This is a genomic window from Populibacterium corticicola, from assembly GCF_042683685.1.
Taxonomy (GTDB): Bacteria; Actinomycetota; Actinomycetes; order Actinomycetales; family Cellulomonadaceae; genus Timonella; species Timonella corticicola.
On the sequence record NZ_JBHUOP010000003.1, the window covers coordinates 149,353 to 175,697 of the forward strand.

Here is a 26,345-nt window from a genome sequence, read left to right on the forward strand (position 1 = left end):
GCTCCACTGCATTTGTCCGCGACATTCGCTGATGAGCCCCACACGTTCCTCGCCGCTTTGCGTGGAACACGCATTTTCAATGAGAGAAGTGATTCTCAATGAGTACCCCGCAAGAGACCGAGAACGCCCCTGGACCAGTCATCGCCGAGGTTGACCTCGCGGTATCGGGAATGACATGCGCATCGTGCGTGGCTCGTGTGGAAAAACGCATCAACAGGATTCCTGGCGCTCAAGCGACGGTGAACCTTCCCCTCGAATCGGCACGCGTTCTTCTCACGCAGCCGGTGTCGAATGAAGAGTTGATAGCCGCAATCGAGCGCGCTGGATACGAGGGCCACGTCACCGGACGTGAGGACACCATTGCCGACGACTCGACCGCCGCCCACCAGCACGACTCCGTCTCTCTAGGTGATGCTCCTGCGAGCACCGAGGAAAAACTCGCTCATCTCGGAGGACACGAGGGCCACACGGGAGACGGAGACACCTCCGCACCGACTCACGACCGCGGCGCCATGCTCAAACCGCGCCTGATCTGGTCCGCGATCCTGACTCTCCCCGTCCTGCTGGTCTCGATGGTCCCGGCTCTGCAGTTCACGGGGTGGCAGTGGGTCATCGCGGCGTTGACGCTCCCGGTGGTGACCTGGGGTGCCTGGCCATTCCACAAGGCCGCATTCCGCGCAGCCCAGCACCTGTCCTCCACGATGGACACGCTCGTTTCGCTCGGTGTCGCCGCGGCAACCCTGTGGTCGTTGTGGGCATTGCTGTTCGGCGGTGCGGGCAAACTCGGAATGGTCATGCATCTGTCCTTCCTGCCACGCATGTCGGGCCACAACGACACCCCGGAACTCTACTTTGAGGTTGCCGCGGTCGTCACCACGTTCCTGCTGCTGGGGCGCTTTGCAGAACACCACTCACGCCGCAGCGCCGGTGACGCCCTGCGTACGCTGCTCGACATGGGTGCCAAAGATGCACTGCGATTGGTCACTGCCCCATCCGGTGCCCGCCGCGAGGAACTCGTACCCATCGATGCACTTCAGGTAGACGACCTGTTCGCAGTCCGCCCGGGTGAGAAGATCGCCACGGACGGAATCGTGGTGGAGGGCCACTCCGCAATCGACACCTCGCTACTCACCGGCGAACCCATCCCAGTCGAGGTTGCGCCGGGTCACAACGTCACCGGCGCCACGGTCAACACCTCCGGCCACCTGGTTGTTCGGGCCACCCGCGTGGGAAAGGACACGACCCTCGCATCAATTGGCCGGCTGGTGACGCAGGCGCAGACGGGTAAGGCTCCCGTGCAGCGCCTTGCGGACCGGATCTCCGCTGTCTTCGTGCCCATCGTCATCGTGATTGCCTTGGCTACGTTTGCGGCATGGATGATCTGGGGCGATTCAACCTCAGCGGCGTTCACCGCGGCAGTTGCCGTGCTGATCATCGCATGCCCATGCGCCCTTGGACTGGCAACGCCAACCGCCCTGCTGGTGGGGTCAGGCAGGGGCGCCCAGCTCGGCGTGCTCATCAAAGGCCCTGAAATCCTGGAGTCCACCCGCAAGATCGACACGATCGTGCTGGACAAGACCGGCACCGTGACCCAGGGCAAGATGACCGTTGAGGACGTGGTCGGAGCAGCCGATACGCTCGCCTACGCTGCTGCCCTCGAATCGAAGTCCGAGCACCCCATCGCCCAAGCGATTGCAGCATACGGCAAAGAAAACCTGCCTGCCTCGGTGAACGAAGACGGCGTCGACCGGTCGCTTGAGGTCACCGACTTCCAGAACTCCGCAGGCGGCGGTGTGTCAGGATTGATCCGCAAGCCACACTCCGGCGTCGAGGTCGGCGCTCGAGTACTGGTCGGACGGCTACGCTGGCTGACCGAGCAGGGCGTGACCGTGGATGACGCTGAACTGATGGACATCTTCAACGCAGCGGAATCGACCGGTGCAACGGCAGTCGCCGTCGCCTGGAACGGCTCGCTGCAGGGCATCATCGTGCTCCGCGACCCGCTCAAGGAGACCTCCGAGCAGGCCATCCGTGAGCTCAAGGAACTCGGTCTGACCCCAATCCTGCTCACCGGGGACAACGAGGGTGCCGCGAAGGTTGCCGCACACGCCGCTGGAATCGCGGAAACCAACGTGATCGCCCAGGTCCTTCCGGATCAGAAGGTGTCCGTGGTCAACGATCTCAAGTCGCAGGGCAAGATCGTGGCGATGGTCGGTGACGGTGTGAATGACGCGGCAGCACTCGCCAGCGCCGACCTCGGCCTTGCGATGGGCACAGGAACGGACGTTGCGATCGAGGCCAGTGACATCACGCTCGTGCGCGGGGACCTGCGTTCTGCGGCAACCGCAATCAGGCTGTCGCGACAGACATTGAGGATCATCAAGCAGAACCTGTTCTGGGCGTTCGCCTACAACGTTGCCGCAATTCCGCTGGCCGCTTTGGGGCTGCTCAACCCAATGATCGCCGGGGCTGCGATGGCGGCGAGTTCGGTCATCGTGGTCGGCAACTCGCTACGGCTGCGCCGAGCCGCCTAGAGGTTTCCACGCCCTGTCTGCTACGAGATTGGACAGCGCGAAGGCCGGTGAGCGGACTTCAGGTCCGCTCACCGGCCTTTCCTTGACCAGCGAATGCTAATCGCGATAGAAGTTCGTATCGCCGATCACGAGTCCTTCTCCCTTTGGCGAGTCCTTGCCGCGCACATCGCGCATGACGCCGATTCGGAAGCGTTTCTTGGAGCCGTCAGAGTAGCGGAACTCGATTCGTCCCTTGCTGATGACCTTGTAGGTCCCACGCTGGTCTGGTGGGATGATCGCCCAGTTCGAGCCTAATCCGGGCCAGCTACCAACCGATGATCTGGTCCACAGGAACTTGCCGTTCTTACCCAGCTCGATACGCTCGGTGCTCGCTGTGCAGGTAAGCATGCAGTTGCCAACCCAGTCCTGGTTGATCAGCTTGGTGGCGAGCTTCGCACCCTTCTTCGGCTGAGTCAATGGCTCGAATATGGCCTTCTTCTCCTTGGCCTTCACACGGTACTCAAACCCATCTGAGGTGACCTTGAACTTCTGCTTACCGATCTTGGCCACCCCGGTCTTGGAGTTGTAGGTGTAGCGCTTGCAGGTGGAGGTGGTCTTGGTGCATTTGGGCTTCGCACCGTTCTTTGGCACCCCAACATAGGCCCATTTGGAGTTGAGGAACCATACCGTACGGCTCTCCCAACCCCGATATGAACTCAGCGTTGTGGGTACGTAACCCCAGAAATATCGGTCCGAAAGGGACCTGTACGTCACTGGTTTTGGCTTGACGGCAATCGTGACCGTCTTGGATGCCGTGTATCCCCCACTTGAGGTGGTCTTGATCTTGAGTTTGCGTGACTTACCGCTCTTCACTCGGACGTTGAAGGTGAGGTATTCGCTTCGACCGTTTTTCAGAGTCTTGATGGAACGAGTCTTCTTCTTGATGGTCAGACCCTTTCCAGACGCGGTGACCTTAACGTTCTTCGCATCGCCCTTACCGGAGTTGCGGACCTGTACGCGGACTTTCACGTACTTGCCCTTCAGGTTTCCCTGCACGGGAGCGCCCGGATCGATCTGGAATTTGGGTTTGAACACGTCCTTCAGGGATTCAGCGTAGAAGGTCGTGTACATGACATCACCTGACGCATTCCGGTTGAAGCCGTACGCACAGTCCCATTTGGCGGAACGTATCGTGTTGTGCGCGGCGCTCGTGAGCGTCAGCTCCGCGCCTTTCAGCGACCGCTTTACCGTGAGGTTTCCGGTTTGTGCGCCGGACGCGTTGATGAAGGCGCCACTGGTGCTTGACGATGCTGCCGCGGCTGCGAGTAGTACCCGCGCGTTGCAGGTATTACCTGACCACTCGCCAAGGATCACAAAGACCGCGGAATCGTTGGCCGTGGTCGGGGTCTGTGCAAAGGTCGCCTTTGCCGTGACGGTGCGTTTTACGAGATCGCGAGTTATATCGATCTTGGTGATTCGTTGTTGCGCGGTGGGCGCACTGTTCACATTTACGTCTGCAATTCTTCCAGATTGGCTGATGAGCCCATCCGAATAGCTGTACGCTGCAGCGAGACGTCTGGTGGACTTTGTATCCGGCGAGGTTTCGGCGCCCTCTGCTGGTTGCGCGAACTCCTTACCGGCGGAGTCGCGTTTCGCGGATGTGGAAATCTGTTGCTGGTAATACTGTTCGATGCCATCCAGTGTGATTTCTGGGTTCGGCGCAGACGTTGCGTTGCCACCGCCTGACTGCGCGGATGCGGGAGCCAGAACCAGACTGAAGATCATTGAACACGCGACCGTGAGGACCGTGGTCTTGCCGGCGAGACGCCGACGCAGCTGGCTACGGTCACCCAGATTTTGGTCTATTTTGTTTTTACCCCTCATAACCGCAGAAGATACCAACGTTAGAGGTGCTCGGCAATGGATATGACAGCCTAAGCCATTCAGGATTTTCACCCTTTTCGTGCGCGTAGTCTTCCAAGCGCACGGATCACGAACTCCGCGAGTCTGAGTTCACCCACCCGGTCCAGTGGCATCCACTCGACCGCGTCAGTGGTGCCGTCGACCTCCACGCGTAGGTCACCTGACACCACGTTCACCAGGTAGATGATTCGCACCGTGTGCAGAGTCTCGTCTGTAAATACGTTGATTGCCGACGACACATCCAGCAGTTCCCCGAGGCTCACTTCCAGCCCGGTCTCCTCCTCGAACTCACGCACCACGGCTTCCTCAGGAGCCTCACCCCAGTCGATTCCACCGCCTGGCAGGAACCAGGTTCCTGCCAGCTTGGACTGGTCCGAAGATCGTACAAGAAGCACTTCATCGCCCTGTAGGGCGATGCCGTAGGCCGCGATTCGCTGGGTCTGAGGATGCCCCTGGGGTGCAAGCGGATCGTCGGTAATCGGGATGACCGAGCGTGGGGCAGAGGTTGAAACCCGTGTTCCACCACCCCGTTTGGTGACCACATAGCCCGACGTCTCAAGTTCCCGGTAGGCGCGAGCCACCGTCCCCGGCGCCACGCCAAGATCACCTGCAAGCTGGCGGACCGGGGCAAGGCGCTCATCTGCCCCAAGGGCACCAACCGCGATTGCCTGAGCAATTTGACTGCGGATCTGCTCATAGGGTGGCGTTGGATTGTTCTCGTCAACGCTGATCTGAAGTTCCAGTTCGCTCATGCTCTAGCCCCTACGTTCCGTGGGAACACTGTGGCGGCAGCGAGCCGCACCCCAATGACCAGAGCGAGGACAACAGTCATAAGGACGATTATTCCCGCAGGCAAGAACCATGACGGCGCTGATAACACTGCATCCGGCATCAGGTTCTCGGTCGTGGATTGCGAGATCAGGTGCATCGCAGCCACTCCTGCGAGTCCTATATGGGCGACAGCGACACTCACGCCTAGTGCTCCGAGAACGGTCGCGACCGAACTCGTCCGCATGGCTTCTTCAGACTCGAAATCACGCGAATACCCGCGCGGTCGGCGCACCACCCAAAATGCGGCAAGGCCGGTGAACACGATCAAACCAGCGACGAGCACCAGTTGCGTGCTCGTGTAGTAACTACCAGGGAAGGGGGTGCTCCACGACCCACCCACATCATTCGAGTAGCCGATGGCGCGACCAGGGCGGCCCATGTCATCCGGGATTGCAATAGCTGTGGTGAACACCAGGACGGTGACGTGGATAGCCAACAGAGCCAAGAGACTTCTCAAGCTCGCACGATCGATATATGACCGCAGAGAACGTGCTTTCATGCCTGCGGCACGAACACCACTGGGACGCGGAGCCTTGACAACTGCCTCACCGAGGAAGACACCCAGCACAAGAAAGTACCCGACAGCCGTTGGGGCGATCATCATGTTTCGCGCCAGACCGGACTCTATGAGACCTCCTGCTACGACTATTCCCAGCATGAGGAACAGTACACGTATGACGAGCACAGCACGCCACTGATTGGACGATGAGACTATCTGAGCACGGTCGCGCTGTGCCATGACGACCACAATCGTAGAGGCTGCAAGCAGCACTACCACCAGTGCAATCAATCCGAGGGCCATTACCCACCCCTCTATTTGTATCAATTCATTGATACAAGATTAGGCCCGAATGATACTTGTGTCAATACAAGATTCATGTGGTTGGCGGGAAACTGACTCAGTACACTTAAAACGTGGCAAAGACGCACCCTCACATTGAGTCACCAACCTCCGGGCAACTCGCGGAACTCGCAGTCGAGCGCCCCGAGAAACTCGTGGAGGTGTACGTCAAACTGCACGAACTCGTGCTTGAAGCGCTACCCGATGTAAAGCACTCCGTTGACACCGTCGATCACGCCGTCGGCTATGGAGCGCACCAGTACGGATACAACGGCTGGGGAATGGCTGCGGTCACCCCGTTTGGAAAGTGGGTGTCCCTGACTCTCCTGCAGGGGGCAAAACTCGATGATCCCTTAGGTCTCCTGACCGGGACCTCAACGATGCGCCACGTAAAACTGTGCGACCCAGCCAAGGTCGACGAGCATCGCGCAGCACTTCACGACCTCATCATCGCGGCATCGACCCTCAACGACCCCACTCCCAACGACTAGGGTTACCACGACACTCGCGACAAGAGCGAGTGTTTTCCACGTGACGTTCCGATTCGATAACGTGCACACACCTCATATTGACGCAGTTCACAGGCGCATCCAGACTTGGGGTAAGAACCCCTAGTGCTAGGACCGTGATGGATATTGCTGCGCTTGTTATGCTTCTGGTTTTCGCTGGCGGCGCGGCTGCGATCATCTTCGTTGCAACGCTGGCTCGCGCTAACGCCGCTCCTGCAGGGATGCGCGTAGCGTCCAAGGCTCGCCGTGAATGGCGGATCGCACAGGTGGTGCGCTGGGGTTTTGCCGCAATCACGGCAGTGAGCCTGCTGGTTTACCCGGTCATCACGACAACGGATCACACTGACATCATCCTTATGGTGTCGCCCAGCCTCGTTGCCGTGTCCTACATTCTTGGCGCGTGGGTGTCCGAACGATGGATCTCGCCGCCGCCAATCTCAGATAGGGGATCGGTCAGCACGCTCTCGTCCCCTGACCAGCGTGACCAGTATGCCTACGGCCCACGCTGGCTGTGGGGCATTCTCGCGGTCGAAGTCGTACTGATCGGTGTGCTCTTTGTGTTCGCGTACCTCACATCGGGACGTGCGATCGGGGACACGAGCATCAGTTATCTACAGGTGGCCGGTGGTGCGCTCACCTGTACCACCGGCCCCTACCCTGGGCCGCACTATTCCGTTCCCATGGCGACTTCGCTGTTCCTTCTCGCCACGGTTCTCTTCGGGGCGCTGCGATCCCAGGTCAAGACCCCGGCAGGGTACGGTATCTCCACGCAACACGAGGAGGGCCTGAAGCGCCAATCTCTAGTCCGTAGCACCGCGTGTGCAGGATTCGCGGTGAGCCTCACACTGTGGATCGTGGCTTTCCTCATGGACTTCTTCGGTCCCGCCGGCTTCATCAGCAAGTGTCTGGCAAGCAATGGTTACGAGGGAACAGACATCCCGGGATGGGTGTATCCGCTGGGAACGTTCGCTACGGTCACCGCGTGGCTCAGTGCCATCGCAACCGCTGTATTCCTCGTACTGTTGTTCCGACCCGTACGGATGTCCTACGTGAACACTGAAGCGTTGGCCGACCAGTAGTTGGGCACGTCTCACACCCAGGTCATTCAGCGAAGTTTTAGGCAAGCGGACTATGGTTGTGTCCATGACTAGCACCAGCCAACACTCCCTGTCCGCCCGTGGGCGCCTACGCGCACTCGGAGCAACACTTGCCGTGGCGTTCGGCCTGTTCGTTATCGCCGCAGCGCCCGCAAACGCCCACGATGTCCTCCTCGAGTCGAGTCCTGCTGACGGTGCCACGCTAACGGAGACCACGGACACGATCGTGTTGTCGTTCAACAATGACATCGCGGAGATCGGCGGCAAGATCAAGGTCAGTTCGGATGAGGGTGGTGAGAGCGAATACGACCTCTCCGCACGCGGCAAGGACGCTGTTCTGGAACTTGACGCCCCGCTGGCCAACGGCGACTACACGGTTGCATGGCGTGTGGTGTCATCAGACTCCCACCCCATTGAGGGCGGTTTGACGTTTACGATTGATGACCCAAACAACGTTCCACAAGAATCTCCCACCCCGGAGGAGTCAGCGTCAGAAGAGCCTGAGCCCGCGGAGACATCAACCAACGCTGCGCCACAGTCCTCGGAAGAGCCAACTGATGCCTCATCCGACGCACCCGTGAGTCCAACACCTGACGCAACGACCGAGCAACCTGGCATCAACTGGGGCCGCATCGCAGTGTTTGGTGGTTTGGGCGCTTTGGCGGGTGCACTGCTCACCTACTTCACGCGTAAGCGATCCAACAGTGGCGACGGTTCCGAGAACTGATCCATGTCCGCACCTGTAGAACCACCACCCACCAAGGCTTCTGAGGTGGTGACCGATCGGCGCGAGCGTCGGATGCTTGGCGTCGAGGTCTGGATCGTGCTGGGTTTGAGCCTGGGCAAGTCGGGGGTCTACGCGGTAGTCAACATCATTGCGCGGCTGACGGCCGAGACCCCACTGGGTGAGCAGTCCACGGCATTGAACCCGAGCCAGTCGGCCCGCCCATATCTGGATCTGACGTATCAGTTGCTGTCGCTGTTCTTTGCGGTGATGCCAGTTGCGCTTGCGCTGTTCCTGCTGTCGCAGTCCGGCAAGGGTGCGCTCAGGCGGATTGGTTTGGATTTTGCGCGACCGTTGCGGGATATGGGCTACGGATTCCTGCTTGCGGCAGTGATCGGTATTCCTGGACTGGCACTCTATGCTGCGGGTCGCGCAAACGGGATTACCGTGTCCGTCCAAGCCGCAGCGCTCGACACATACTGGTGGACTGTTCCCGTCCTCATCCTTGCGGCGCTCAAGAACGGCCTGCTCGAGGAAATTCTGGTGGTCGGCTACCTGCATGACCGGCTGCGTCGGCTTGGGTGGGGTATGTGGCAGATCATCGCTGCGAGTTCGATTCTGCGTGGTTCATACCACCTGTATCAGGGGATCGGTCCGTTCATCGGCAACGTTGCGATGGGTGTCGTGTTCTCGTACTGGTATGAGAGGCGCGGGGGCCGTCGGGTCATGCCTCTGATCATCGCCCATACGATCCTCGACATCGTTGCATTCGTTGGCTACGCTCTGATCCCTGCGGCCTGGCTGCATCGCTTCGGCATCACATAGAGTGTGGGTGGCACCTTCAAGGTGCCACCCACACTCTATGTGATTCATTGCCGACGATCAGACGTGCCGCCCGCCCGGCCTACCTTCGTCTTCGGTTGGGTTGGGTGACGTGCTTGGCTCATCGAGAGCCGAGGCGCCCGCCCATGGGCTCCCCGCACCTGGCGCATCAGGCCGCTGGGGCTGGGCTGGCTCGTCGAGAAGGTCTGGTGCAAGAGCTGCCTTGCGGCTTTCCTCAAGTGCACGATTTTCGAGCGCCGCGTGTTCCAACTCTGCTGCTCGCTTCTCCGCCTCCTTCTCAGCCTCGCGTTGAAGCTTCTCTGCCTCACGCTCAGCGGCGCGTTCCTGCTTTTCTTTCTCCCGCTCAGCGGCACGAGTGCGGCGGTCCTCCTCACGCTCAGCGGCGCGCTGTACTCGTTCGGCCTCGTACTGTTCCTGGTTCAGGTTGATTGCCTTCAACACCTCGGACTGGCCGCGCAGGGCCTGGTCGATATCGCGTGCGACGGCACGCACCGAGAACGCCGACACAATCTGTAGTGCACCGGCGATGAATGCGTAGAGACCCAAGACCAGACCAACGATCTGTAGGGTCGCAACGATGTTTCCGCTTGAACGCACCAAGAGCATCACACCGAAAAGAACACTCAGCAAACCGAATGCAAGCATCCACGGCGAACTGAGGTTCTTCGAACGGGCCGCAATCGCGGAACCGATAATTGCAACCGCACCGAGCGCAATCGTCCACACCACCAGCAGGTAGAAGAACACCAGAACCGTCATACCCGGCCATGCCAGAATAAGCACCGCGAAGATCACGTCCACGAGACCCTGAACAAGCCACATGCGCCAACCGGTCTGCGTACGGTTCGCCCATCCCTGGATGATCGCAAAAACACCGTCAACGAGAAGGAAGATACCGGCAATCCACACGAGGGTGACCAAGGTATTGAGTGGCTCGATCGTCACCAGCACACCCAAAATGACAAGGGAAATACCACGCAGCAACGGTAGCCACCACACCGCTTTGAGCGCCGAACTCACCGATTCGATGACTGTCTCAGACTTACCCTTTTTCACTGTTCCCTCCGGATTTGCGTTGAAAATGTACCTCTCCTCATAAAAGCACAGACGACACAAAGGTGCTCGGTGTGCGAAATTCGTAAATTCTGGTGAGTCGCGGTCCGTTTTCTCATAGACTCAAATCATGTTGTCGCCTGATCCTTCACCGTCATCGCCGCATAAGGCGACCCCGGACACCGAAGAGTCATCGGCGCAGACACCTGATCTCGCCGAGGTTGCGAGTGTCAGTTCAGCGGGCGCTCGGCTCGATTCCTCCGCCGATGCAGGGTCGAATTCATCCACAACGGCAGAGAACGAAAGCGACAATCCCCCACCCACCAAGGTGCTTGTGCTCGATGACATCGAGCCGCGTGTGCGACAACCTCGCGACGCCATGGGGATCGGCACCGCGCTCCTGGGCATTGCGGCGCTCATGCTGTTCTCCGCATATCTGACCTCCACCACCGAGGGCGTTGAACGAGACGTCCAGTCGGTTTCCTCGTTACTCAGCGCGCTCTTCCTTGTTCCAGTTGTGGTGCTTGAAACCATCATCACCCTCGCCGTACCGGTCGCGGTCCTGACCGAGCTGACCTTCAGGCGTTCAGGGCGACAGGTACTTGAGTCTGCCATCGCACTCGCCCTGGGCCTGACCTTGACCGTGGTGTTTATCTGGGGCGTGCAGCAGTGGGGCTCATCCACCCTGATCCAAGGCATGTCGGCGGGAGTCGGGTCCAGAGCGGTGCTAACGATCCCCGGATACGTCGCCGGACTGTGCGGGCTGCTGACCGCCGCTGGCCCTCGCACCCGCCGCCGCAGCGTGTCCATCTCCTGGAACGTTCTGTGGTTCTCACTCGCGTTCGTGCTCATCGCCGGGCAGGTCTCCCTCGCCGGCGCGTTCATCGCCGTGCTCCTCGGCCGCGTGGCGGGGCTCACCGTCCGGTACGTTTCCGGTGTCAAGAGCGAACGCGCTCAGGGAGACGCCCTCGTTCGCGGCGTCCAACGTGCGGGGTTCGAGCCGATCTCGCTCGCCCGTGTCCGTGATGTCACCGTTGAACATCCTGGCGCACTCTTCGACGACACGATTCCACCAGACTTCGCCGCACACCCTCTCACCGCAGATTCAAGCACCCGCGTCTACGCAATGCACCGACTTGATGGACCGCGCCTGGACGTGGTCGTGCTCGACGGTGATCGCCAACTCATCGGTGTCCTTCAACGCCTATGGCGCTCTCTCCGCCTACGAGGAATCGAGGGACGCTCCGCCATCTCGCTGCGCTCAGTCGCAGAACGCGCGGCACTCCTGAACTACGCCGCACAGTCCGCTGGCGTGCGCACTCACAAACTCCTCGGCGTCTCCGAGGCCGAGGACTCCATGCTGCTCGTGTTCGACCACCCTGAACGCGCCGTGCCGCTCAGTTCGCTGTCGGATGTTCAGATCAGCGACTCTCTGATGCGCGAGGCCTGGCGACAGCTCGAGATCGCCCACAAGGCTGGGTTGTCGCACCGCGGTATCTCCGCGGACCAACTACTCGTTTCAGAGCCAAGCAGTCTCGATCCGCATTTCCCCGCGCTCAGTTCGCCGAAGGTATGGCTCACCGGCTGGGAAAACGGAGACATCGCCTCTGCCACCCTGGCCAGAAACATGGATAACGCGCAGATGCTCGCGATGTTCGCCTCCCTCACGGGTCCTGATCGGGCGATAGCCGTGGCCCGCGAGGTCATCTCCGCCCACGAACTGCGCCGCCTCGGTCCTCTGCTCCAAACCGTCATCATGCCGTCCACAACGCGCTCCGCCCTACGCGGTCAAAAAAGACTCATCAGTGAGTTGCGCAGCGCTCTCGTTGAGCAGATTCCCGAAGCCGACGTGGAACCGATGCAGATTCAACGCTTCGGGATCAAAACGGTTATCACCTGGAGCATCACATTTATCGCGGCTGCAGTGGTGTTCACAACCATCCAGTTCGACCAGATCGTCGAGGCAATCACGACCTCGAATCCGTGGTGGAGCGTTGCAACCTTGCTGCTCGGTCTGCTCACCTGGCTTGGCGCAGCGCTCACCTTCGTGGGCTTCGCATCCGTACGTATTCCAATCATCAAGGCAACCATTGTTCAGGCTGCCGCCTCCTTCGTCGCTCTCGCGGCACCCGCGGGGATCGGCCCCGCGGCCCTCAACCTGCGCATGCTCACCAGACGGGGCGTGCAAACCTCGCTCGCCGTCGCAACAGTGGCCCTGGTTCAGGTGTCCGGGTTCGTGGTGACAATCGTGCTCGTGGTGATTCTGTCTGTGGCCTCGGGCGATGGCGGTGCGCTGCGTGCGCTGCCCTCCACATCGGTCATCGTCGTCATCATCGCGATCGTCCTTATCGGGGCCGTGGCCTTCTCAATTCCAGGGCTGCGCCGGTACCTACTGGCGAAAATCAGGCCAACGTTCAATCAGATCTGGCCACGACTCTCCGAACTTCTCAGCACCCCGTGGCGGCTCGCACTCGGGCTGGCCGGAAACGCTCTCATGACCATGGGTTACGTCCTCGCATTCGATTCTGCGCTCAATGCGTTTGGAGCCGAGGTTTCCCTGATCGATGCGGCAGTCGTGTTCCTGGTCGGAAACACCGTGGGTGCCATGGCGCCGACTCCCGGAGGTCTGGGTGCCATCGAGGTTGCCCTCGTGACCGGTCTGACCACCACAGCCGGCGTTCCAGCGGCCATAGCCACCTCTGCCGTCGTGTTGTTCCGCGTGGCAACCTACTGGGCGCGTATCCCTATCGGCTGGGTCGCAATGCGCTATCTGCAAAAGAACAACGAGCTCTAGGCCGCGTGGGCGGCTTCGGCCCGCTCTTCCTCCTCAGCCGCAGCATTCTCCTGTCTACCCAGCGTGAGCACGAGGGCACCGAGGAAGGTCGTGATGGGGATGGCCAGCACCAGACCAATCGAGCCGATGAGCGTACGCACCACCTCGACTGCGATCTCGCCCGAGGTCAACGTGAACCACAGACCCTGGTCAATGAGCGAGACCAACATGAGCATCGGCAGAGCCGCGCCAAGGTAGGCAAACGTGATGGTGTAGACGGTCGAGGCGATGTGGTCACGCCCGATCCGCATGCCGCGCGAGAACAACTCCCACACGCCAAGTTGGGGATTCACGGTCTTGAGTTCCCATACTGCCGAGGCCTGTGTGATCGTGACGTCGTTGAGCACGCCAAGCCCGGCAAGCACCATGCCGCACAGCACGATTGACCGCACGGAGACACGCTCATCGAGCATGTTCAACTGCACCAGATAGTCATCGAGCATCACGATGTTGGTGGACTCAACGGCCCACGCCGCAAGCAAGACCGTCACCGCAAGGCCGATGATCGTGCCCAACAGTGCCGTTGAGGTACGCGTTGTGAACCCGTGCGCGACATAGAGCACGAAGAACATCACCACAATCGAGGTGACCAGGGCAATCGGAATCGCATCCGCACCCGTCCACAGGGCCGGAAGCGTGAATTTCACAATCACGAGGAACGACACGATCAACCCGAGTATCGAGGCAAAACCACGCCACCTTGCCACCAACACCACGAGCAGTGCATACCCTGCAGCCATGATGCCGATTGGTGCTCGGCGTTCAAAGTCTTGGAACACATACACCGTGTCTGAGTCGGTGACAGGTATCTCTTGGAAGCGAACACGGTCACCAGCATCGATGCCGACGCTCGCATACTCGCCACCGATCTGGATGACGATCTCGCCCCCACCGAACTCATCGTCAATCCGGACCGGGATCCCCTCATCCTCGAGTGGGCCGGTCACAGTTCCCAGCATGATTGTTGCCCCTGGCGCCGTGGTCATCAGGGCACCGCGCTCAGGAGGATCCTTGGGCCAGTAGACAACCATGCCAATCGCGGAGGCCAGCAGCATCGGGATCAGCAGCACCGCCAAAACGATGCGGACTCCACGTGAGGCCCGCGGAGCAGGACCATGGGCGTGGCTGTGCGAGTGGGCCTGCCCGCCGTTTGCCAACCCATCAAGCACTCCTGCATCGACATTCGGCGATACGGCAGCAGTGGGTGGAACGCCACCGAACACTGCGTGCACACCCTCGGGCAGGCGTCCTGCCCCACCCTCCACTCCGGTGCCGTGCGGCTGGGTCTGGGTCGGCTCGACGTCGCTATGCGCTGGCTCTGGGCGTTCGTAGTCACGCGGTCGCATGGGCTGATCGGTCACGGTTGCTCCTTACCGAGAACTACAGGGCTTGCCGGGTCGAGGATATAAGAAAGGTCGCCCACAAGACGTGGGCGACCTTGTCTGAGTTAGCGTGATGTCACGCGACCGGTAGGTCTGCGACTGCCTTCTTCAGCAGGCTTCCTGCCGAAATCTTAACGCCCCAACCAGCAGGAATGACGATTTCTTCGCCGGTGCGTGGGTTGCGGCCGGTGCGCTCCTTGCGGGCTGCTGGCTCTACCGACAGAAGGCCGGTCACCTTGACAGCTTCACCCTGCGCAAGCTGCTCGATGAGTACATCCTGGAGTGCCGAGACTGCAGCGTCTGCGTCCGTCTTGGTGAGACCGGACTTGGTGGCAATTGCCGAAACGAGTTCGGAGCGGTTCAGTGCCATGAACTTCCCTTCATTGGTCTTAGCCGAATGTTCTGGCTGAGACGTAACCGTGCCCGCTGTTGTGCGGGCTTACCTCCACAAGGTTAGGGCAAAAAAACCAGTGCGTGTCGCCATTTCTAGCGGTTTTGTCGAGGTTTTTTGGTGAGTTTTCTCTTTTTGGACCGATTCACCCCGAGGCCTGCCCGTTTTGCCCTGATTTTGCTCGTAGTGGTGCGCATGATCACGGCAATTCTCACCTCAGCGGTGTTCCATTTCAGGGACACTTGATTCATGGATCTTCATCACAAACTGGCTGTCGGGTCGTCTGGCAGTTCGCGCGACGAGTTGGATGGGGTGGAGAGACTGCTGCTCGCTGAACTCGCAGAGATCGCCGGTCCAGTAGAGCGGATTGCGTTGGTGGATTGTGGGTCTGTGCTGCTTGCCGACGAGTTGGCACGGTTGTTCCCCACCGCCCAGTTGGTTGCGTACGACGATTCGTACGTGGACGCTTCGCTCTATGATGCTGAGGTTGCTGAGCGTGAGTGGGTGGACCGTTATATGCGGGTGGCCGCGTTGGATTCTGTACGTTTCCCCACGGAGTTGTTTACCGGGGTTTCGGTTCTTGTGCTGCGACTACCCAAGTCGCTCGACTACTTGGACGAGTTCGCCGCTGCAGCCGCATCTGGACTTGAGCCCGATGCCCTTGTCCTCGGTGCCGAACGCACCAAGTACATGACCCCCACGCAAAACGAGGTCCTCAAACGGTACTTCGGTTCGGTTACTGCATCGCTGGGCAGGTTCAAGTCCCGTGCACTGCGAGCTACTGAGCCTTTAGGATCCGAGTCGTTGCCGGGTGCCGCAACCTCTGCAGTGTCCAGCTTCCCGCGCAGCAAGCATCTACCTGAACTCGGGCTCACAGTCGTTGCCCACGGAGGTGTGTTCGCTGGGACGAAACTGGACATCGGAAGCCGCCTGCTCGTCGACAATCTGGAACATCTGCTTGAACAAGCGCCGCACGCGCGAGACTTCGTGGACGCCGGATGTGGATCAGGGGTCTTGAGCGCGCGAATCGCGCAATTACGCGAATCAGCGCAGGTTACGGGCGTTGACGTATCAGCTGCAGCCGTCCTCTCCACTCGCGAAACCGCACAGGCAAACGGATTCGCCGACCGCATCACCGCCGTGCAGGACGACGCCCTACGAGGGCTACCCACCGCAAGTGCCGACGTGATCGTGTGCAACCCGCCGTTTCACGCGGGAACCTCGCTCGACACCGACGTGGCACAACGCATGTTCCGTGAGGCCGGGCGCGTGCTACGTCCCGGTGGCCAACTGTGGACCGTGTACAATTCGCCGCTGCCGTACCGTAACGCCATGACTCGATCCGTCGGACGCACCGTGGTGGTCGGCTCGAACCGCAAGTTCACGGTGACGGTGTCGATCAAACCCTCCTGAGTCGCACCTCAGTAGACGCGGTATCCCTCACCGTCCGCTGCATTACCGGTTGAGAGCTTCCTCTATGCGGCGTAGCGCCTCATCGATGACCTCGTTGGACGTGGCGAGGTTGATCCGCACGTAGTTTTCGCCACCCGCGCCGAACGTGTAGCCAGGATTGAACGCGGTCTTCGCCTTGCGGTACAGGAAGTGGGCGGGATTCTTGCCGAGCGGCTTCCCGTCGACGACCACCCGCGAGAAGTCCACCCACGCAAAGTAGGTGGAAACTGCTGGCAGCACACGAGCTTCGGGAGCAACTCTCGCGAGGCCCTCCGTCAGACGTATGCGCCGTGCATCGATTCCGGCCCGCACCGTATCAAGCCATTGACCTCCATACACGAGTGCTGCGGTGTGCGCGGCGATCGCGATGGTCGAAGCACCCTCGAAGACCGTTTCCGGAACGTCCTTGAGTTCCTCTTTCGCGTCGGACCCGACGATCATGAGGGCGGCTTTGAACCCGGCGAGGTGGAATGCCTTAGCCGCAGAGAACAGGACGATCGCGCGTTCGCTTCCAGGTACGGACAGCGCCGGGACACAGGAATGACCGGTCGCGGCGATGGGCAGGTGGATCTCATCCACGATGACGCGGACGTCATGTCTGTTGGCAAGCTCAAACACCCTGATGAGTTCCTCACGAGTGTGCGCGACACCGGTCGGATTCTGCGGGTTACACAGCAGATAGGAGTCAGCGGACTCGAACAGCGCTTCAAGTTCGGCAAAATCGAGACGACCGTCATCGGCGAGCCTTGCTTCATGGATCCGCGCACCGGCCTCGACCGGGTACACCCGGAACGGTGGATACACGGGCGTGTTGATGACGAGGTCACGCGCGCCGATCATGTCCACCGCATACTTGACACCCTGCATGACGTCGGGCATCAGGCTGATCTGGTCTGCACTCACGTCGAGGCCCCACCGATCCTGTGCAAATACGATATAGGCGTCCTGATACGAGGGAAGCTGCCGGTAGTCGACCTCACGGTTGGGAAGATCGCGGATGTCTTCCGCTGCGTATGTGATCCCCGGATATCCCGTGTCGCCTGCGGCCATGATCTGTTGGATGACCTCGATTACCTGCGGCACAGGCGAGCAGTCCATCTCCGCAACCCACATGGGCAGAACATCGGAAGCGTACTGAGTCCATTTGACCGAGCGGCGTGCCGTGAGTTGCTCAAGCGTGTACGCCTCAAGGGGATCGGACGTCATGGTGCCTCCCGGTGACGACGTTGCCTCTCCGGCTACTTGATCAGTGTGTACGGGCGCCGACGTGCGGGCATCAGAAGTCATGACACAAACCTAACCGCTAAACCTTGGTTTCGTGTTACCCACCCGTATGGTGATTTTCCGGGATCAGGATGGTTTTTCTTGGTGGCTGTTACCGGAAAATCACCATGTTGGGAAGAAGTCTGGAGGAATCATCGCCACTCATCAACCGCCCAGGACCTACACTAAGTAATTATCGCGTTTAACGAGTGCTGAACAGCGAGGGGAATTGAGATGAGCAGCAAAACAAGCGCATGGAGTGATGTGAGCACCAAGCGCCCGGTTGATGAACGGGCTGTCGCCAAACACGTCGCGCAGATGAATGCTCAAGAACAGGCGTACCGACTCCGCGAAATCCGCAAAGACGAGGAGCGATACGAGAATCGCTCGCCGAACGCATGAAACTCACTCAACCCACAATCTCCGCCCGGACACTCTCAAATCATCACCGCTCTGCGGCACTGCTCCCCGCGATTCGTCCACTGAACAGGCATCCGCCAAGGAAAGTCCCCTCAAGCGAACGGTAGCCGTGTACCCCTCCTCCGCCGAAGCCTGCGGCCTCGCCTGCCGCAAACAGGCCCGGAACCGGAGTTCCCGACTCGTCGAGTACCCGTCCATCGAGGTCGGTGTGGATTCCGCCCAGGGACTTCCGCGTCAAGATGTTGAGTTTCACGGCGATGAACGGTCCTGCGGCAGGGTCTTGGAACTGGTGCGGTGAGGCCACCCGGATGAGTTTGTCGCCCCTATACGTCCGCGCTTGGCGTACGGCGTTGAGTTGCGCATCCTTGCCGAACTCGTTTGCGATCAGACGGTCATGGGCACGGACCTCCGCCCGCACGCTACCCGCGTCAAACGGCACGTCGCCAGAGCGCGCAGTCATCTCCGCAAGCAACTCGTCCAGGGTGTCACGCACGATGAAGTCCACGCCCTCGCGTTTGAAGGCCTCAACCGGTGCGGGCGCACCCTTGCCGAGCCGTTGCGCCAGAAGTCGCAGATCCTTGCCGGTCAGATCCGGGTTCTGCTCGGAGCCGGAGAGAGCGAACTCCTTCTCGATGATCTTCTGCGTCAACACGAACCACGAATGGTCATGGCCGGTCGAGACATTATGCTCAAGCGTGCCCAGCGTGTCGAACCCTGGCCATAGTGGCGTCGGCAGACGCTTGCCGGTGGCGTCAAACCACAGCGAACTCGGTCCCGGCAGAATCCGAATCCCGTGCTTGTCCCACACGGGCGCAAAGTTTTCGATGCCCTCGGTGTAATGCCACATCCTGTCCTGATTGATGAGGGTGCCACCAGCACGTTCCGTGATCTCCAGCATCCGGCCATCCACGTGGGCCGGCACGCCAGACAACATTCGCAGTGGCGCTTCACCCAAACGCTTCGGCCAGAACTTGCGGACCAGTTCGTGGTTTCCGCCGATACCGCCAGATGCCACGATGACGGCCTGCGCCCGATGCTCAAACCTGCCCGCCACCTCCCGCGAGCTTGCCTGCCCACGTGGGGCATCGTCGGGAATCAGAATGGCACCTTTGGCGCCAACCACAGCACCATTTTCGACGAGCAGATCATCCACGCGGTGACGGTGCAGTATTCGTGCGTGTCCGGTTGCGACTGCCTCGAGGACTTGGGCGGCAAACGGCTCGACCAGACCTGGACCGGTCCCCCATGTGATGTGGAAGCGGGGCACTGAGTTGCCGTGTCCTATCGCCGTACCCGCACCGCGCTCTGCCCAACCCACGATGGGGAAGAACCGTATGCCCTTGTCAGCGAGCCATTCACGTTTTCCATCAGCGGCCCATTCCACGTAGGCGCGCGCCCACTTGCGCGGCCACTCGTCCTCGGGGCGGTCGAACCCCGCTGTGGCAAACCAGTCTTGCAGCGCGAGGTCGAGGGAGTCCTTGACTCCGAGCCGACGCTGTTCAGGCGAGTCAACCAGGAACAGGCCGCCGAAACTCCACCAGGCCTGACCGCCAAGGTTGTGTTCGTTCTCTTGGTCGATGATCAGGACTTTTCGTCCTCTGTCGAGGAGTTCGCACGCGGCCACCAGGCCTGCCAGCCCTGCACCGATGACAATTGTATGAGGCACAAAGCCGGGTGCGGCGGATAACTTTGATTGCGCGGATTCTGATTGTGGCATGCTCAACGTGACTCCTTTGTCGATGAGTTTCCTTGCCTTCAGACTACTTGCCGCACGTCCGCCTGTGCTCCCTCAACGACCTGGAGCGCGCACGCGATGCTGTTGACCGCTTGCGCCTGGTCGACGCGGACCAACGCGAATCCTGCGATGACGAGGTTCGTCACGATATCGGCCGCACGCTCAACCCTGGCATCCGTGCGGTCTCCGAGTGCGGCGATCCCCCGCGAAACAGCCTCGTGCAGTTCGGCTCGATACTCCGCGATGACCTTGGCGACGGGTTCCTCGTGCGCGATGGGCGCACCCGCTGTATTGATGAGTAGACAGCCGTTTGCAACCGCCGTCGAGTCGAGGCTCGTGAACGCCTCCCGTAGTCCATTCAGGTAGTCAATGAGCGCTTCCGGGGCGACCTCTGACACCTGGAGCGGACTCAAACGTGGCCTGATGACCTCGTCGAGATAGTTTTGCACCGCGGCGTCGAACAAGCCGCGTTTGGAACCGAACGTGTTGTAGATACTTGACCGGCTCAGGCCTGTGGCTGCCTCTAGATCTGGAATGGACGCGGCCTCGTAGCCCACATCCCAGAACACTGTGCGGGCAGCGCGAACAGCGGCGATTGGATCGAAGCTTCGGGTACGTGCCATGTTCCCTCCTTTACGGTAACGACCATTCCAGTATATATTGGAATGACCATTACACAATCAACTCGGAAAAGGGAAATCTCATGGTCATCGCCGGTCTCGCACTCGCTGGAGTTGCCGCGCTCCTGCACGTCTACATCTTCTACATGGAGTCCATCGCCTGGACTAGCGCCAAGGTGCGGGCCACCTTCGGGACCACCGAGGACGAAGCCAGGGCAACCAAGGAGATGGCGTTCAATCAGGGCTTCTACAACCTCTTCCTCGCGATCGCGACTGCCGTGGGAATCATTCTCCATGTGTCCGGACTTCACGCCGTCGGCATCGCGCTGCTCCTGTCCGGAGTCGGGTCCATGTTCGCCGCCGCGCTCGTGCTGTTCCTCTCCAGCCCAGACAAGCGCGGCGCGGCCGTCAAACAGGGCACGTTCCCATTACTCGCAATCGTTCTGCTCATCCTGGGAATAGCCCTCTGACATCCAGAAGGCTCCACACGCCCAGCTTCGACATTCGCATACCAACACACCACCCCAAGGGACCATCTTCATGACCTCATCCACCAGCACCCAGATTCGCCTCGTCTCTCGCCCAACCGGTTGGCCAAGCCACGAGAACTTCGAGATCGCACACGTGGAACTCGAAGACCTCGAACTAGGGCAGGTACGAGTGCGCAACGAGTTCATCTCAGTTGACCCATACATGCGTGGCCGCATGAACGACACCCGCAGTTACGTCGCTCCCTACGCACTCGGCGCGCCGATCACAGGCGGGGCAGTCGGTCGAGTCATCGAGTCAGCAGCGCCGGAACTTCCCGTGGGCACCGCTGTCCTGCACCAGCACGGCTGGGCCGACGTGGTCCAGGAGGCAGCATCGACGTTCCGCGCCATACCCGAGATTCCGGGAGTACCGCTTTCCCTGAACCTGCACATTCTCGGCATGACAGGTTTGACCGCTTACGTCGGACTCACGGCAATCGCAGGGCTTCAGCCAGGTGACACCGTATTCGTCTCCGGTGCAGCCGGAGCAGTGGGAACCGCCGTCGGACAAATCGCAAAGCTCCTCGGCGCACACCGAGTCATCGGCTCCGCCGGCAGCGAAGAAAAGGTCAAGCTCCTCACCGAGAAATACGGCTACGACGCGGCATTCAACTACAAGGCCAGCGACGTTCGCGAGCAACTCAGACAAGCCGCACCGCAGGGCATTGACGTCTACTTCGACAACGTCGGTGGCGACCACCTAGAAGCCGCTCTCGACGCCTTTAATGACGGCGGTCGAGCCGCGCTGTGTGGTGCCATCTCGGGCTACAACACCACCGAGCGCACCCCTGGGCCCAGCAATCTGGCCAACATCATCACCCGTGGCTTGACTCTCAAGGGCTTCACACTGGCCGCCTACCTGCACCTTGCGCCAGAGTTTCAGGAGAAGATGACTCCTTGGTTCGCATCAGGAAAGATTGCCTACGACGAGACCATCGTTGACGGGATCGAGAACACCGTGGACGCTTTCCTCGACATGATGCGTGGGGCGAACACCGGCAAGATGCTCGCGCGTATCGCTCAGCCATGAGGGACAACAAGGTGTAGAACTACCCCGCAATTTCGGAACCATCTGGGTGCTCAAGGCGTTCTCATCCATGTCAGAAGGCGTGGGTCACGCTGCGGAATGTCAGTGTCTGCGGCTAGTGTGAAAGAGCACGCCACGACATGAACCAAAACGATAGGTACCGTCTTGAACACCCAGCCCGGAATTGCAGAGATCACGCTGAGCGATAACCGCGAACTGATCTCCGCAGCACGGCGAGAGTTGGCGACCACCACGGTCAACGACACTGAAACGACCGCTCGATTCGTCACGCAACTTGGCGCTCTGCGCGATTTCGCCGAAGGCATGAGCCGTGGCATCGAACAGTTCACGTACCTGAAGACCAGCGAGCACGCAGTCCTCAGCACGGTGGCCAAGGATATCTCTCACCCCCGTCACATTGGACGCCGGGTCGGCATGGACCGCGAGGTCGTACACACGATCCTGATCGCACTGGAGGAACGCGGATTCGTCTACGTCTCGGAGCGTATCGGTGACCGCATCATCGACGTTACTGTCACCGATAACGGTCATGCCGCTCTCGCGCAGACCGAGGCAGTCCAGTTCCGCTCCCTTGACGCTCTGCTACAGCAAGCTCCGCGCCAAGACGTGCAGCGCCTGCTGTACCTTCTTGATGAGGCAACCGAACTCGCAACCCGCCTGGCACAGTCCGCCATAGTGCCACAGTCCTAACCGCCGAGCACCCCGCCACCTCATACTTTGGCTGACGCCACCAAGCAACCACTGCGAAGACAATACTTTCGGACGAGGCGGAACCCAACTCGTCGACAATAGTGTTGAGCCATGAGCCGACTGCATGACTTCTTCTTCCCGCCTTCACTACCTGGCTACCCAATCAGTTACCGGGGACAGGTATTACGCTGGATTTTCGTTGTTACTGTGGGTTTGGCAACTGTGATCTACCGGTTTTCAGATCTTTCATGGAAATATGACGAACCCACAGCACTGGCCTTGTTCGGCGAGTTCATCGGGTTAGCAGGAGCACTCTACTTAGCGGCGAGAAGACGCGAGTTGCCGTTTCAAATCGCTTACTTTGCACCGTTATGTTTGGCAGTGTCGAGTTCGAGCACCGGCGCAGCCCTACTCGCGATGTTTTCTATGGCTACGCGCGGACGGTGGCAAGAGATCTTGCCTAATTCTCTGCTGTTCGCAACGTCTCAGATTGTGTCCAGTCTGGTGTATTCGGAGATTCTTGCCCCAGGGATCCCGCTTATGATCGGCTTCGTCTCGATAGTGCCTCTTTCGGTGATTTTCTACGCAGTGGCCGTATCGATCGGCGAACGCCGGAAAAGGAACTCTGCGTTCACGGCGTGGCAGGCCAGTGAACAGCAGGTACAGTCCTCGCGGGTGCAGGAGATTCGCGCACTTGAACGCACATCCATAGCACGCGAAATGCACGATGTGCTCGCCCATCGCATCTCGATGGTTGCGCTCCATTCGGGTGCCCTCGCCTACCGCGATGACATGCCGCCTGAGCAGGTCCACGAGACCGCCCAACTCATCAACGACAGCGCCCGGCTCGCGTTATCCGAGTTGCGCGAGGTGTTGGGCACGCTACGCGCGGACCAGATTTCCGACGAGTCGGATGCGCCCCAGCCCACTCTCGCGCAGTTGCCGCTTCTGTGGGAAGAGGCGAACACGGCGGTCGCACCTGTATCGATTGTGTGGCATGGCCTGCGTCCCGAGGACGCTGACGTATTGCAGGAGAGCACGAGTCGCAACGCATATCGTGTGATCCAAGAGGGCTTAACGAATGCCCGCAAACATGCTCCCGGGATTCCAGTGCAGGTATCGTTGTCGCGCATAGATCCTCGGTTCTTGCGGATCACGCTGGTGAATCGACTCGCTGGAGGCCGAACTGTGCAGGATACTGTACCTCTTGAGGGCTTCGGTCTGATCGGAATGACGGAGCGAGTCCGGTCATCGGGAGGCACGATCACCGCCGGACCATCTGGCGATTTGTTTGTCGTTGATGTAGCGCTCCCCTGGGTTGAACGCGAGATAGGGCAGGAGGACTCCGAGTGACTGACACGATCCGGATACTGATCGCGGATGATGATGCGCTGGTCCGCGCTGGCCTGAAGTTGATCTTGGGCGCGCACCCTGAACTGATGGTCGTGGGCGAGGCACCGAATGGCGAGGTTGCCGTGCACATGTTCCGTGACCTCCTACCCGACGTGGTGCTCATGGACATCCGCATGCCCGAGCGCAGTGGGCTGTCGGCAACCGAGGAGATCCTTCGGACACATCCTTCGGCCAACATCGTTGTCCTCACTACGTTCGATACCGATGAGTTCGTGGTGCGTGCACTCAAATCTGGTGCGCGCGGATTTCTGCTCAAGGACACTGAACCTGCGGAGTTGGTCCGCTCTGTCCGCGTGGCGGCGGCAGGTCAGGCAACCCTCTCGCCTTCAGTGATTACCCAGTTGGTGGCACAAGTGCCGGGTGTCGGCGTTTCCAACACCGCGGGAACGGATAAAACCGGAGACCCATCACACGGCTCAGGCGCCGTTGTCCATCCTTCAGATCGTGCACGACGGGATGAGAACGCCTACGCTCACCTGCTAGAACTCACGGATCGAGAGCTCGATGTGGCCCGAGCCGTTGCGGTGGGAATGAGCAATTCCCAGATCGCAGAGCACCTGTTCCTCTCGGTGCCGACGGTCAAGACCCACCTGTCACGGGTGTTCGATAAACTGGGAGTGGATAACAGGGTCCAGGTTGCCCTCACCATCACCGCAGCCAAACTCAATACTTGAAACTTCAAGTAATTTGGGTAGAATTAAGAGCATGTCCCAAGAGCTCACCCCAGACGTGCACTGGCTGTCCCCCACAGAAAGAGGAGCTTGGGTGGCGCTCGCCGACCTGATGTTTCGACTGCCCTCCACACTCGAATCTGACCTGCAACGCGAGAGCGACCTCAGTTTCTATGAGTACATGGTTCTCGCCATGCTTTCCGAGGAACCAGACCGTACCCTCGGCATGGGGTATCTCGCAACGTTGACGTCGGGTTCCCTGTCTCGACTGTCTCATGTGATCAAGCGGCTTGAGCGAGCCGGATATGTCACGCGATCTCGAAGCCAGAAGGACAAGCGTCACACCAACGCTCATCTGACCGACGCTGGCTGGGAGAAGATCACCGCAAGCGCGCCAGGCCACGTCCGCAAGGTACGTAGCACCGTGTTCAACGCACTCACCGCTGAACAGGTTCAGCAACTCAACGTCATCGCTGACGCGATTCGCGAGAACCTTGATCAGGAGCGCATCGCCCCTTGCTCCGAAACTACGGACTGTACCGAAGAGTAACCTCACCCAAGGCCTAAAACTCGATGGGCGTTTTGGTCCACATGCACTAAGTAATGATGTGTATGCGGACCAAAAATGCCCCATCGACATAGATTCCGCGACTGAACAGTTCTGGCCCACGGTTGAGTAATCCAGATGAGCCACCTACCTGGCCACGGACCAGAGGTTAGGCGTCAGAAGAAGCTGGGGAATCGTCGGAAATCTTAGGCGCACGGTCCTCCTCGCGCAGGCGTGGCTCTGTCCGAAACTGCGGGCGATAGCCTGACTTGTCCTTATAGAAGTCACGCACGAAATCCATGTCCTCATGGACATTACCGGTGGGCGTGAACGTGACGCCGAGGCCGCACGTGCGGGACTCGCGGTCCACGTACCCGAGCGTGACCGGGATGCCGGTCTGGGTGGCAATCCGGTAGAACCCAGACTTCCAGTATTTGCCCGACCCGCGCGTGCCTTCCGGGGTAACGACCAAAGTGAACTCGTCATTGGCCTCCGCTGCGGCAACCAACTTCTCCACCAGCCCAAATGGACGCTTACGGTCCACGGGAATGCCACCGAGCGCACGCATGAGCGGGCCGAGCGGGAACTTGAACAGCGAGTCCTTGCCCAGGAATCGGAAATCGATGCCCAACTCCCACGCGATCCCCAGCATCATGATGAAGTCCCAGTTGGACGTGTGCGGGGCACCAATCAGAATTGATGGCTGCCCCTTTTCTGGCGCGACCGTTGAAACATGATTCCACCGGAAAAGTTTGAAACCTAGCCGTGCCACACTGCGCTTGAATCCACTCATTGCTCCATTGTGCAACAGCAGGCTCGTGCGCCCTAACCGAGCACACGGACCCCGCAACGAACTAAATCCTACTTATCGACTAAAACTCGCCTAGACTGCCTTGGAGTGCACAAACACGCCGGGGTGTTCGCCACGCGGACTCCCGAGGTCCCCAACCGCACTTGCTCCCCCATCGCGCGGACCCCGCGCAACCGTCTCTCCCCCAGGCGAACCACACCACCGG

The 26,345-nt window shown here is 60.0% G+C and carries 24 protein-coding genes; 14 read left to right on the top strand and 10 right to left on the bottom strand.

Translation table 11 applies throughout. The features are described from left to right. The first annotated feature begins 98 nt into the window (after window positions 1-98). Window positions 99-2,534 (top strand): heavy metal translocating P-type ATPase, encoded by a 2,436-nt coding sequence (locus ACFSYH_RS07540; RefSeq protein WP_377466253.1) that lies wholly within the window; start codon window positions 99-101, stop codon window positions 2,532-2,534. A gap of 96 nt (window positions 2,535-2,630) precedes the next feature. On the opposite strand, the gene ACFSYH_RS07545 is transcribed toward ACFSYH_RS07540, so the two are convergent. From ACFSYH_RS07545 to ACFSYH_RS07555, 3 genes are all read right to left on the bottom strand, one after another. Then, entirely contained in the window at window positions 2,631-4,298 is a 1,668-nt protein-coding gene (locus ACFSYH_RS07545) for a CARDB domain-containing protein (RefSeq protein ID WP_377466255.1), read from the bottom strand. Between the two features lie 167 nt (window positions 4,299-4,465). Continuing rightward, the gene (locus ACFSYH_RS07550; RefSeq protein WP_377466256.1) at window positions 4,466-5,188 is read right to left on the bottom strand and encodes an NUDIX domain-containing protein; all 723 of its coding nucleotides are present in this window, start codon (window positions 5,186-5,188) and stop codon (window positions 4,466-4,468) included. Next, window positions 5,185-6,069 (bottom strand): hypothetical protein, encoded by an 885-nt coding sequence (locus ACFSYH_RS07555; RefSeq protein WP_377466257.1) that lies wholly within the window; start codon window positions 6,067-6,069, stop codon window positions 5,185-5,187. Before ACFSYH_RS07555 ends, ACFSYH_RS07550 begins: the two co-directional genes overlap by 4 nt. Window positions 6,070-6,182: 113 nt before the next feature. On the opposite strand from ACFSYH_RS07555, the gene ACFSYH_RS07560 reads away from it, so the two are divergent. The 4 genes from ACFSYH_RS07560 (at window position 6,183) to ACFSYH_RS07575 (ending at window position 9,263) form a co-directional block, all read left to right on the top strand. After that, complete coding sequence (locus ACFSYH_RS07560; protein ID WP_377466258.1) at window positions 6,183-6,599, top strand: DUF1801 domain-containing protein; 417 nt, start codon at window positions 6,183-6,185, stop codon at window positions 6,597-6,599. 137 nt (window positions 6,600-6,736) lie between these two features. Next, on the top strand, window positions 6,737-7,696 hold the full coding sequence (locus tag ACFSYH_RS07565) for a hypothetical protein (protein WP_377466259.1): 960 nt from the start codon (window positions 6,737-6,739) through the stop codon (window positions 7,694-7,696). A gap of 64 nt (window positions 7,697-7,760) precedes the next feature. Next, entirely contained in the window at window positions 7,761-8,441 is a 681-nt protein-coding gene (locus tag ACFSYH_RS07570; RefSeq protein ID WP_377466260.1) for a copper resistance CopC family protein, read from the top strand. 3 nt (window positions 8,442-8,444) lie between these two features. Then, window positions 8,445-9,263 (top strand): CPBP family intramembrane glutamic endopeptidase, encoded by an 819-nt coding sequence (locus ACFSYH_RS07575; RefSeq protein ID WP_377466261.1) that lies wholly within the window; start codon window positions 8,445-8,447, stop codon window positions 9,261-9,263. Window positions 9,264-9,320: 57 nt separating this feature from the next. Here the strand turns inward: ACFSYH_RS07575 and ACFSYH_RS07580 are convergent, their stop codons facing one another. Then, the gene (locus tag ACFSYH_RS07580; protein WP_377466262.1) at window positions 9,321-10,337 is read right to left on the bottom strand and encodes a DUF308 domain-containing protein; all 1,017 of its coding nucleotides are present in this window, start codon (window positions 10,335-10,337) and stop codon (window positions 9,321-9,323) included. 127 nt (window positions 10,338-10,464) lie between these two features. Here ACFSYH_RS07580 and ACFSYH_RS07585 point away from each other — a divergent pair, with 127 nt between their 5' ends. Continuing rightward, window positions 10,465-13,128, top strand: coding sequence for a lysylphosphatidylglycerol synthase transmembrane domain-containing protein (locus tag ACFSYH_RS07585; RefSeq protein ID WP_377466263.1), 2,664 nt, complete (start codon window positions 10,465-10,467; stop codon window positions 13,126-13,128). Here ACFSYH_RS07585 and ACFSYH_RS07590 read toward each other — a convergent pair. Further along, the gene (locus ACFSYH_RS07590; protein WP_377466264.1) at window positions 13,125-14,528 is read right to left on the bottom strand and encodes a YibE/F family protein; all 1,404 of its coding nucleotides are present in this window, start codon (window positions 14,526-14,528) and stop codon (window positions 13,125-13,127) included. The two genes, ACFSYH_RS07585 and ACFSYH_RS07590, sit on opposite strands and share 4 nt — an antisense overlap. Window positions 14,529-14,625: 97 nt before the next feature. Further along, the gene (locus ACFSYH_RS07595; protein WP_377466265.1) at window positions 14,626-14,919 is read right to left on the bottom strand and encodes an HU family DNA-binding protein; all 294 of its coding nucleotides are present in this window, start codon (window positions 14,917-14,919) and stop codon (window positions 14,626-14,628) included. Between the two features lie 270 nt (window positions 14,920-15,189). On the opposite strand from ACFSYH_RS07595, the gene ACFSYH_RS07600 reads away from it, so the two are divergent. Continuing rightward, a complete protein-coding gene (locus ACFSYH_RS07600; protein ID WP_377466267.1) occupies window positions 15,190-16,353 on the top strand; it encodes a class I SAM-dependent methyltransferase in 1,164 nt (387 codons plus the stop codon). 42 nt (window positions 16,354-16,395) lie between these two features. On the opposite strand, the gene ACFSYH_RS07605 is transcribed toward ACFSYH_RS07600, so the two are convergent. Continuing rightward, complete coding sequence (locus ACFSYH_RS07605; protein WP_377466268.1) at window positions 16,396-17,598, bottom strand: aminotransferase class I/II-fold pyridoxal phosphate-dependent enzyme; 1,203 nt, start codon at window positions 17,596-17,598, stop codon at window positions 16,396-16,398. Between the two features lie 321 nt (window positions 17,599-17,919). Here ACFSYH_RS07605 and ACFSYH_RS07610 point away from each other — a divergent pair, with 321 nt between their 5' ends. Beyond that, window positions 17,920-18,057, top strand: coding sequence for a hypothetical protein (locus ACFSYH_RS07610; RefSeq protein WP_377466269.1), 138 nt, complete (start codon window positions 17,920-17,922; stop codon window positions 18,055-18,057). A gap of 43 nt (window positions 18,058-18,100) precedes the next feature. Here the strand turns inward: ACFSYH_RS07610 and ACFSYH_RS07615 are convergent, their stop codons facing one another. Together ACFSYH_RS07615 and ACFSYH_RS07620 are read right to left on the bottom strand one after the other, a co-directional pair. Further along, the gene (locus ACFSYH_RS07615; protein ID WP_377466271.1) at window positions 18,101-19,792 is read right to left on the bottom strand and encodes an FAD-binding dehydrogenase; all 1,692 of its coding nucleotides are present in this window, start codon (window positions 19,790-19,792) and stop codon (window positions 18,101-18,103) included. Between the two features lie 38 nt (window positions 19,793-19,830). Further along, on the bottom strand, window positions 19,831-20,433 hold the full coding sequence (locus ACFSYH_RS07620; protein ID WP_377466272.1) for a TetR/AcrR family transcriptional regulator: 603 nt from the start codon (window positions 20,431-20,433) through the stop codon (window positions 19,831-19,833). Between the two features lie 80 nt (window positions 20,434-20,513). Here ACFSYH_RS07620 and ACFSYH_RS07625 point away from each other — a divergent pair, with 80 nt between their 5' ends. From ACFSYH_RS07625 to ACFSYH_RS07650, 6 genes are all read left to right on the top strand, one after another. Continuing rightward, window positions 20,514-20,900 (top strand): DUF1304 domain-containing protein, encoded by a 387-nt coding sequence (locus ACFSYH_RS07625; protein WP_377466273.1) that lies wholly within the window; start codon window positions 20,514-20,516, stop codon window positions 20,898-20,900. A 70-nt stretch (window positions 20,901-20,970) separates the two neighbouring features. Beyond that, on the top strand, window positions 20,971-21,990 hold the full coding sequence (locus ACFSYH_RS07630; RefSeq protein WP_377466274.1) for an NADP-dependent oxidoreductase: 1,020 nt from the start codon (window positions 20,971-20,973) through the stop codon (window positions 21,988-21,990). 162 nt (window positions 21,991-22,152) lie between these two features. Continuing rightward, on the top strand, window positions 22,153-22,698 hold the full coding sequence (locus ACFSYH_RS07635) for a hypothetical protein (protein WP_377466275.1): 546 nt from the start codon (window positions 22,153-22,155) through the stop codon (window positions 22,696-22,698). Between the two features lie 381 nt (window positions 22,699-23,079). Continuing rightward, window positions 23,080-24,051, top strand: coding sequence for a sensor histidine kinase (locus ACFSYH_RS07640; protein WP_377466276.1), 972 nt, complete (start codon window positions 23,080-23,082; stop codon window positions 24,049-24,051). Beyond that, entirely contained in the window at window positions 24,048-24,785 is a 738-nt protein-coding gene (locus ACFSYH_RS07645; protein ID WP_377466277.1) for a response regulator, read from the top strand. The genes ACFSYH_RS07640 and ACFSYH_RS07645 overlap by 4 nt, the downstream gene beginning before the upstream one ends. Before the next feature lie 31 nt (window positions 24,786-24,816). After that, window positions 24,817-25,332: a MarR family winged helix-turn-helix transcriptional regulator gene (locus ACFSYH_RS07650; RefSeq protein ID WP_377466278.1), complete on the top strand. Its 516-nt coding sequence runs from the start codon at window positions 24,817-24,819 to the stop codon at window positions 25,330-25,332. 166 nt (window positions 25,333-25,498) lie between these two features. On the opposite strand, the gene ACFSYH_RS07655 is transcribed toward ACFSYH_RS07650, so the two are convergent. Beyond that, the gene (locus tag ACFSYH_RS07655; RefSeq protein WP_377466279.1) at window positions 25,499-26,122 is read right to left on the bottom strand and encodes a 1-acyl-sn-glycerol-3-phosphate acyltransferase; all 624 of its coding nucleotides are present in this window, start codon (window positions 26,120-26,122) and stop codon (window positions 25,499-25,501) included. Window positions 26,123-26,345 lie beyond the last annotated feature (223 nt).

Excerpts from the sequence above, each read along its gene's own strand:
- ACFSYH_RS07540 (WP_377466253.1), top strand. The coding sequence starts at position 99 with ATGAGTACCCCGCAAGAGACCGAGAACGCCCCTGGACCAGTCATCGCC.
- ACFSYH_RS07545 (WP_377466255.1), bottom strand. The coding sequence starts at position 4,298 with ATGATCTTCAGTCTGGTTCTGGCTCCCGCATCCGCGCAGTCAGGCGGT.
- ACFSYH_RS07550 (WP_377466256.1), bottom strand. The coding sequence starts at position 5,188 with ATGAGCGAACTGGAACTTCAGATCAGCGTTGACGAGAACAATCCAACG.
- ACFSYH_RS07555 (WP_377466257.1), bottom strand. The coding sequence starts at position 6,069 with ATGGCCCTCGGATTGATTGCACTGGTGGTAGTGCTGCTTGCAGCCTCT.
- ACFSYH_RS07565 (WP_377466259.1), top strand. The coding sequence starts at position 6,737 with ATGGATATTGCTGCGCTTGTTATGCTTCTGGTTTTCGCTGGCGGCGCG.
- ACFSYH_RS07570 (WP_377466260.1), top strand. The coding sequence starts at position 7,761 with ATGACTAGCACCAGCCAACACTCCCTGTCCGCCCGTGGGCGCCTACGC.
- ACFSYH_RS07575 (WP_377466261.1), top strand. The coding sequence starts at position 8,445 with ATGTCCGCACCTGTAGAACCACCACCCACCAAGGCTTCTGAGGTGGTG.
- ACFSYH_RS07585 (WP_377466263.1), top strand. The coding sequence starts at position 10,465 with ATGTTGTCGCCTGATCCTTCACCGTCATCGCCGCATAAGGCGACCCCG.
- ACFSYH_RS07595 (WP_377466265.1), bottom strand. The coding sequence starts at position 14,919 with ATGGCACTGAACCGCTCCGAACTCGTTTCGGCAATTGCCACCAAGTCC.
- ACFSYH_RS07600 (WP_377466267.1), top strand. The coding sequence starts at position 15,190 with ATGGATCTTCATCACAAACTGGCTGTCGGGTCGTCTGGCAGTTCGCGC.
- ACFSYH_RS07605 (WP_377466268.1), bottom strand. The coding sequence starts at position 17,598 with ATGACGTCCGATCCCCTTGAGGCGTACACGCTTGAGCAACTCACGGCA.
- ACFSYH_RS07615 (WP_377466271.1), bottom strand. The coding sequence starts at position 19,792 with ATGCCACAATCAGAATCCGCGCAATCAAAGTTATCCGCCGCACCCGGC.
- ACFSYH_RS07620 (WP_377466272.1), bottom strand. The coding sequence starts at position 20,433 with ATGGCACGTACCCGAAGCTTCGATCCAATCGCCGCTGTTCGCGCTGCC.
- ACFSYH_RS07625 (WP_377466273.1), top strand. The coding sequence starts at position 20,514 with ATGGTCATCGCCGGTCTCGCACTCGCTGGAGTTGCCGCGCTCCTGCAC.
- ACFSYH_RS07630 (WP_377466274.1), top strand. The coding sequence starts at position 20,971 with ATGACCTCATCCACCAGCACCCAGATTCGCCTCGTCTCTCGCCCAACC.
- ACFSYH_RS07650 (WP_377466278.1), top strand. The coding sequence starts at position 24,817 with ATGTCCCAAGAGCTCACCCCAGACGTGCACTGGCTGTCCCCCACAGAA.
- ACFSYH_RS07655 (WP_377466279.1), bottom strand. The coding sequence starts at position 26,122 with ATGAGTGGATTCAAGCGCAGTGTGGCACGGCTAGGTTTCAAACTTTTC.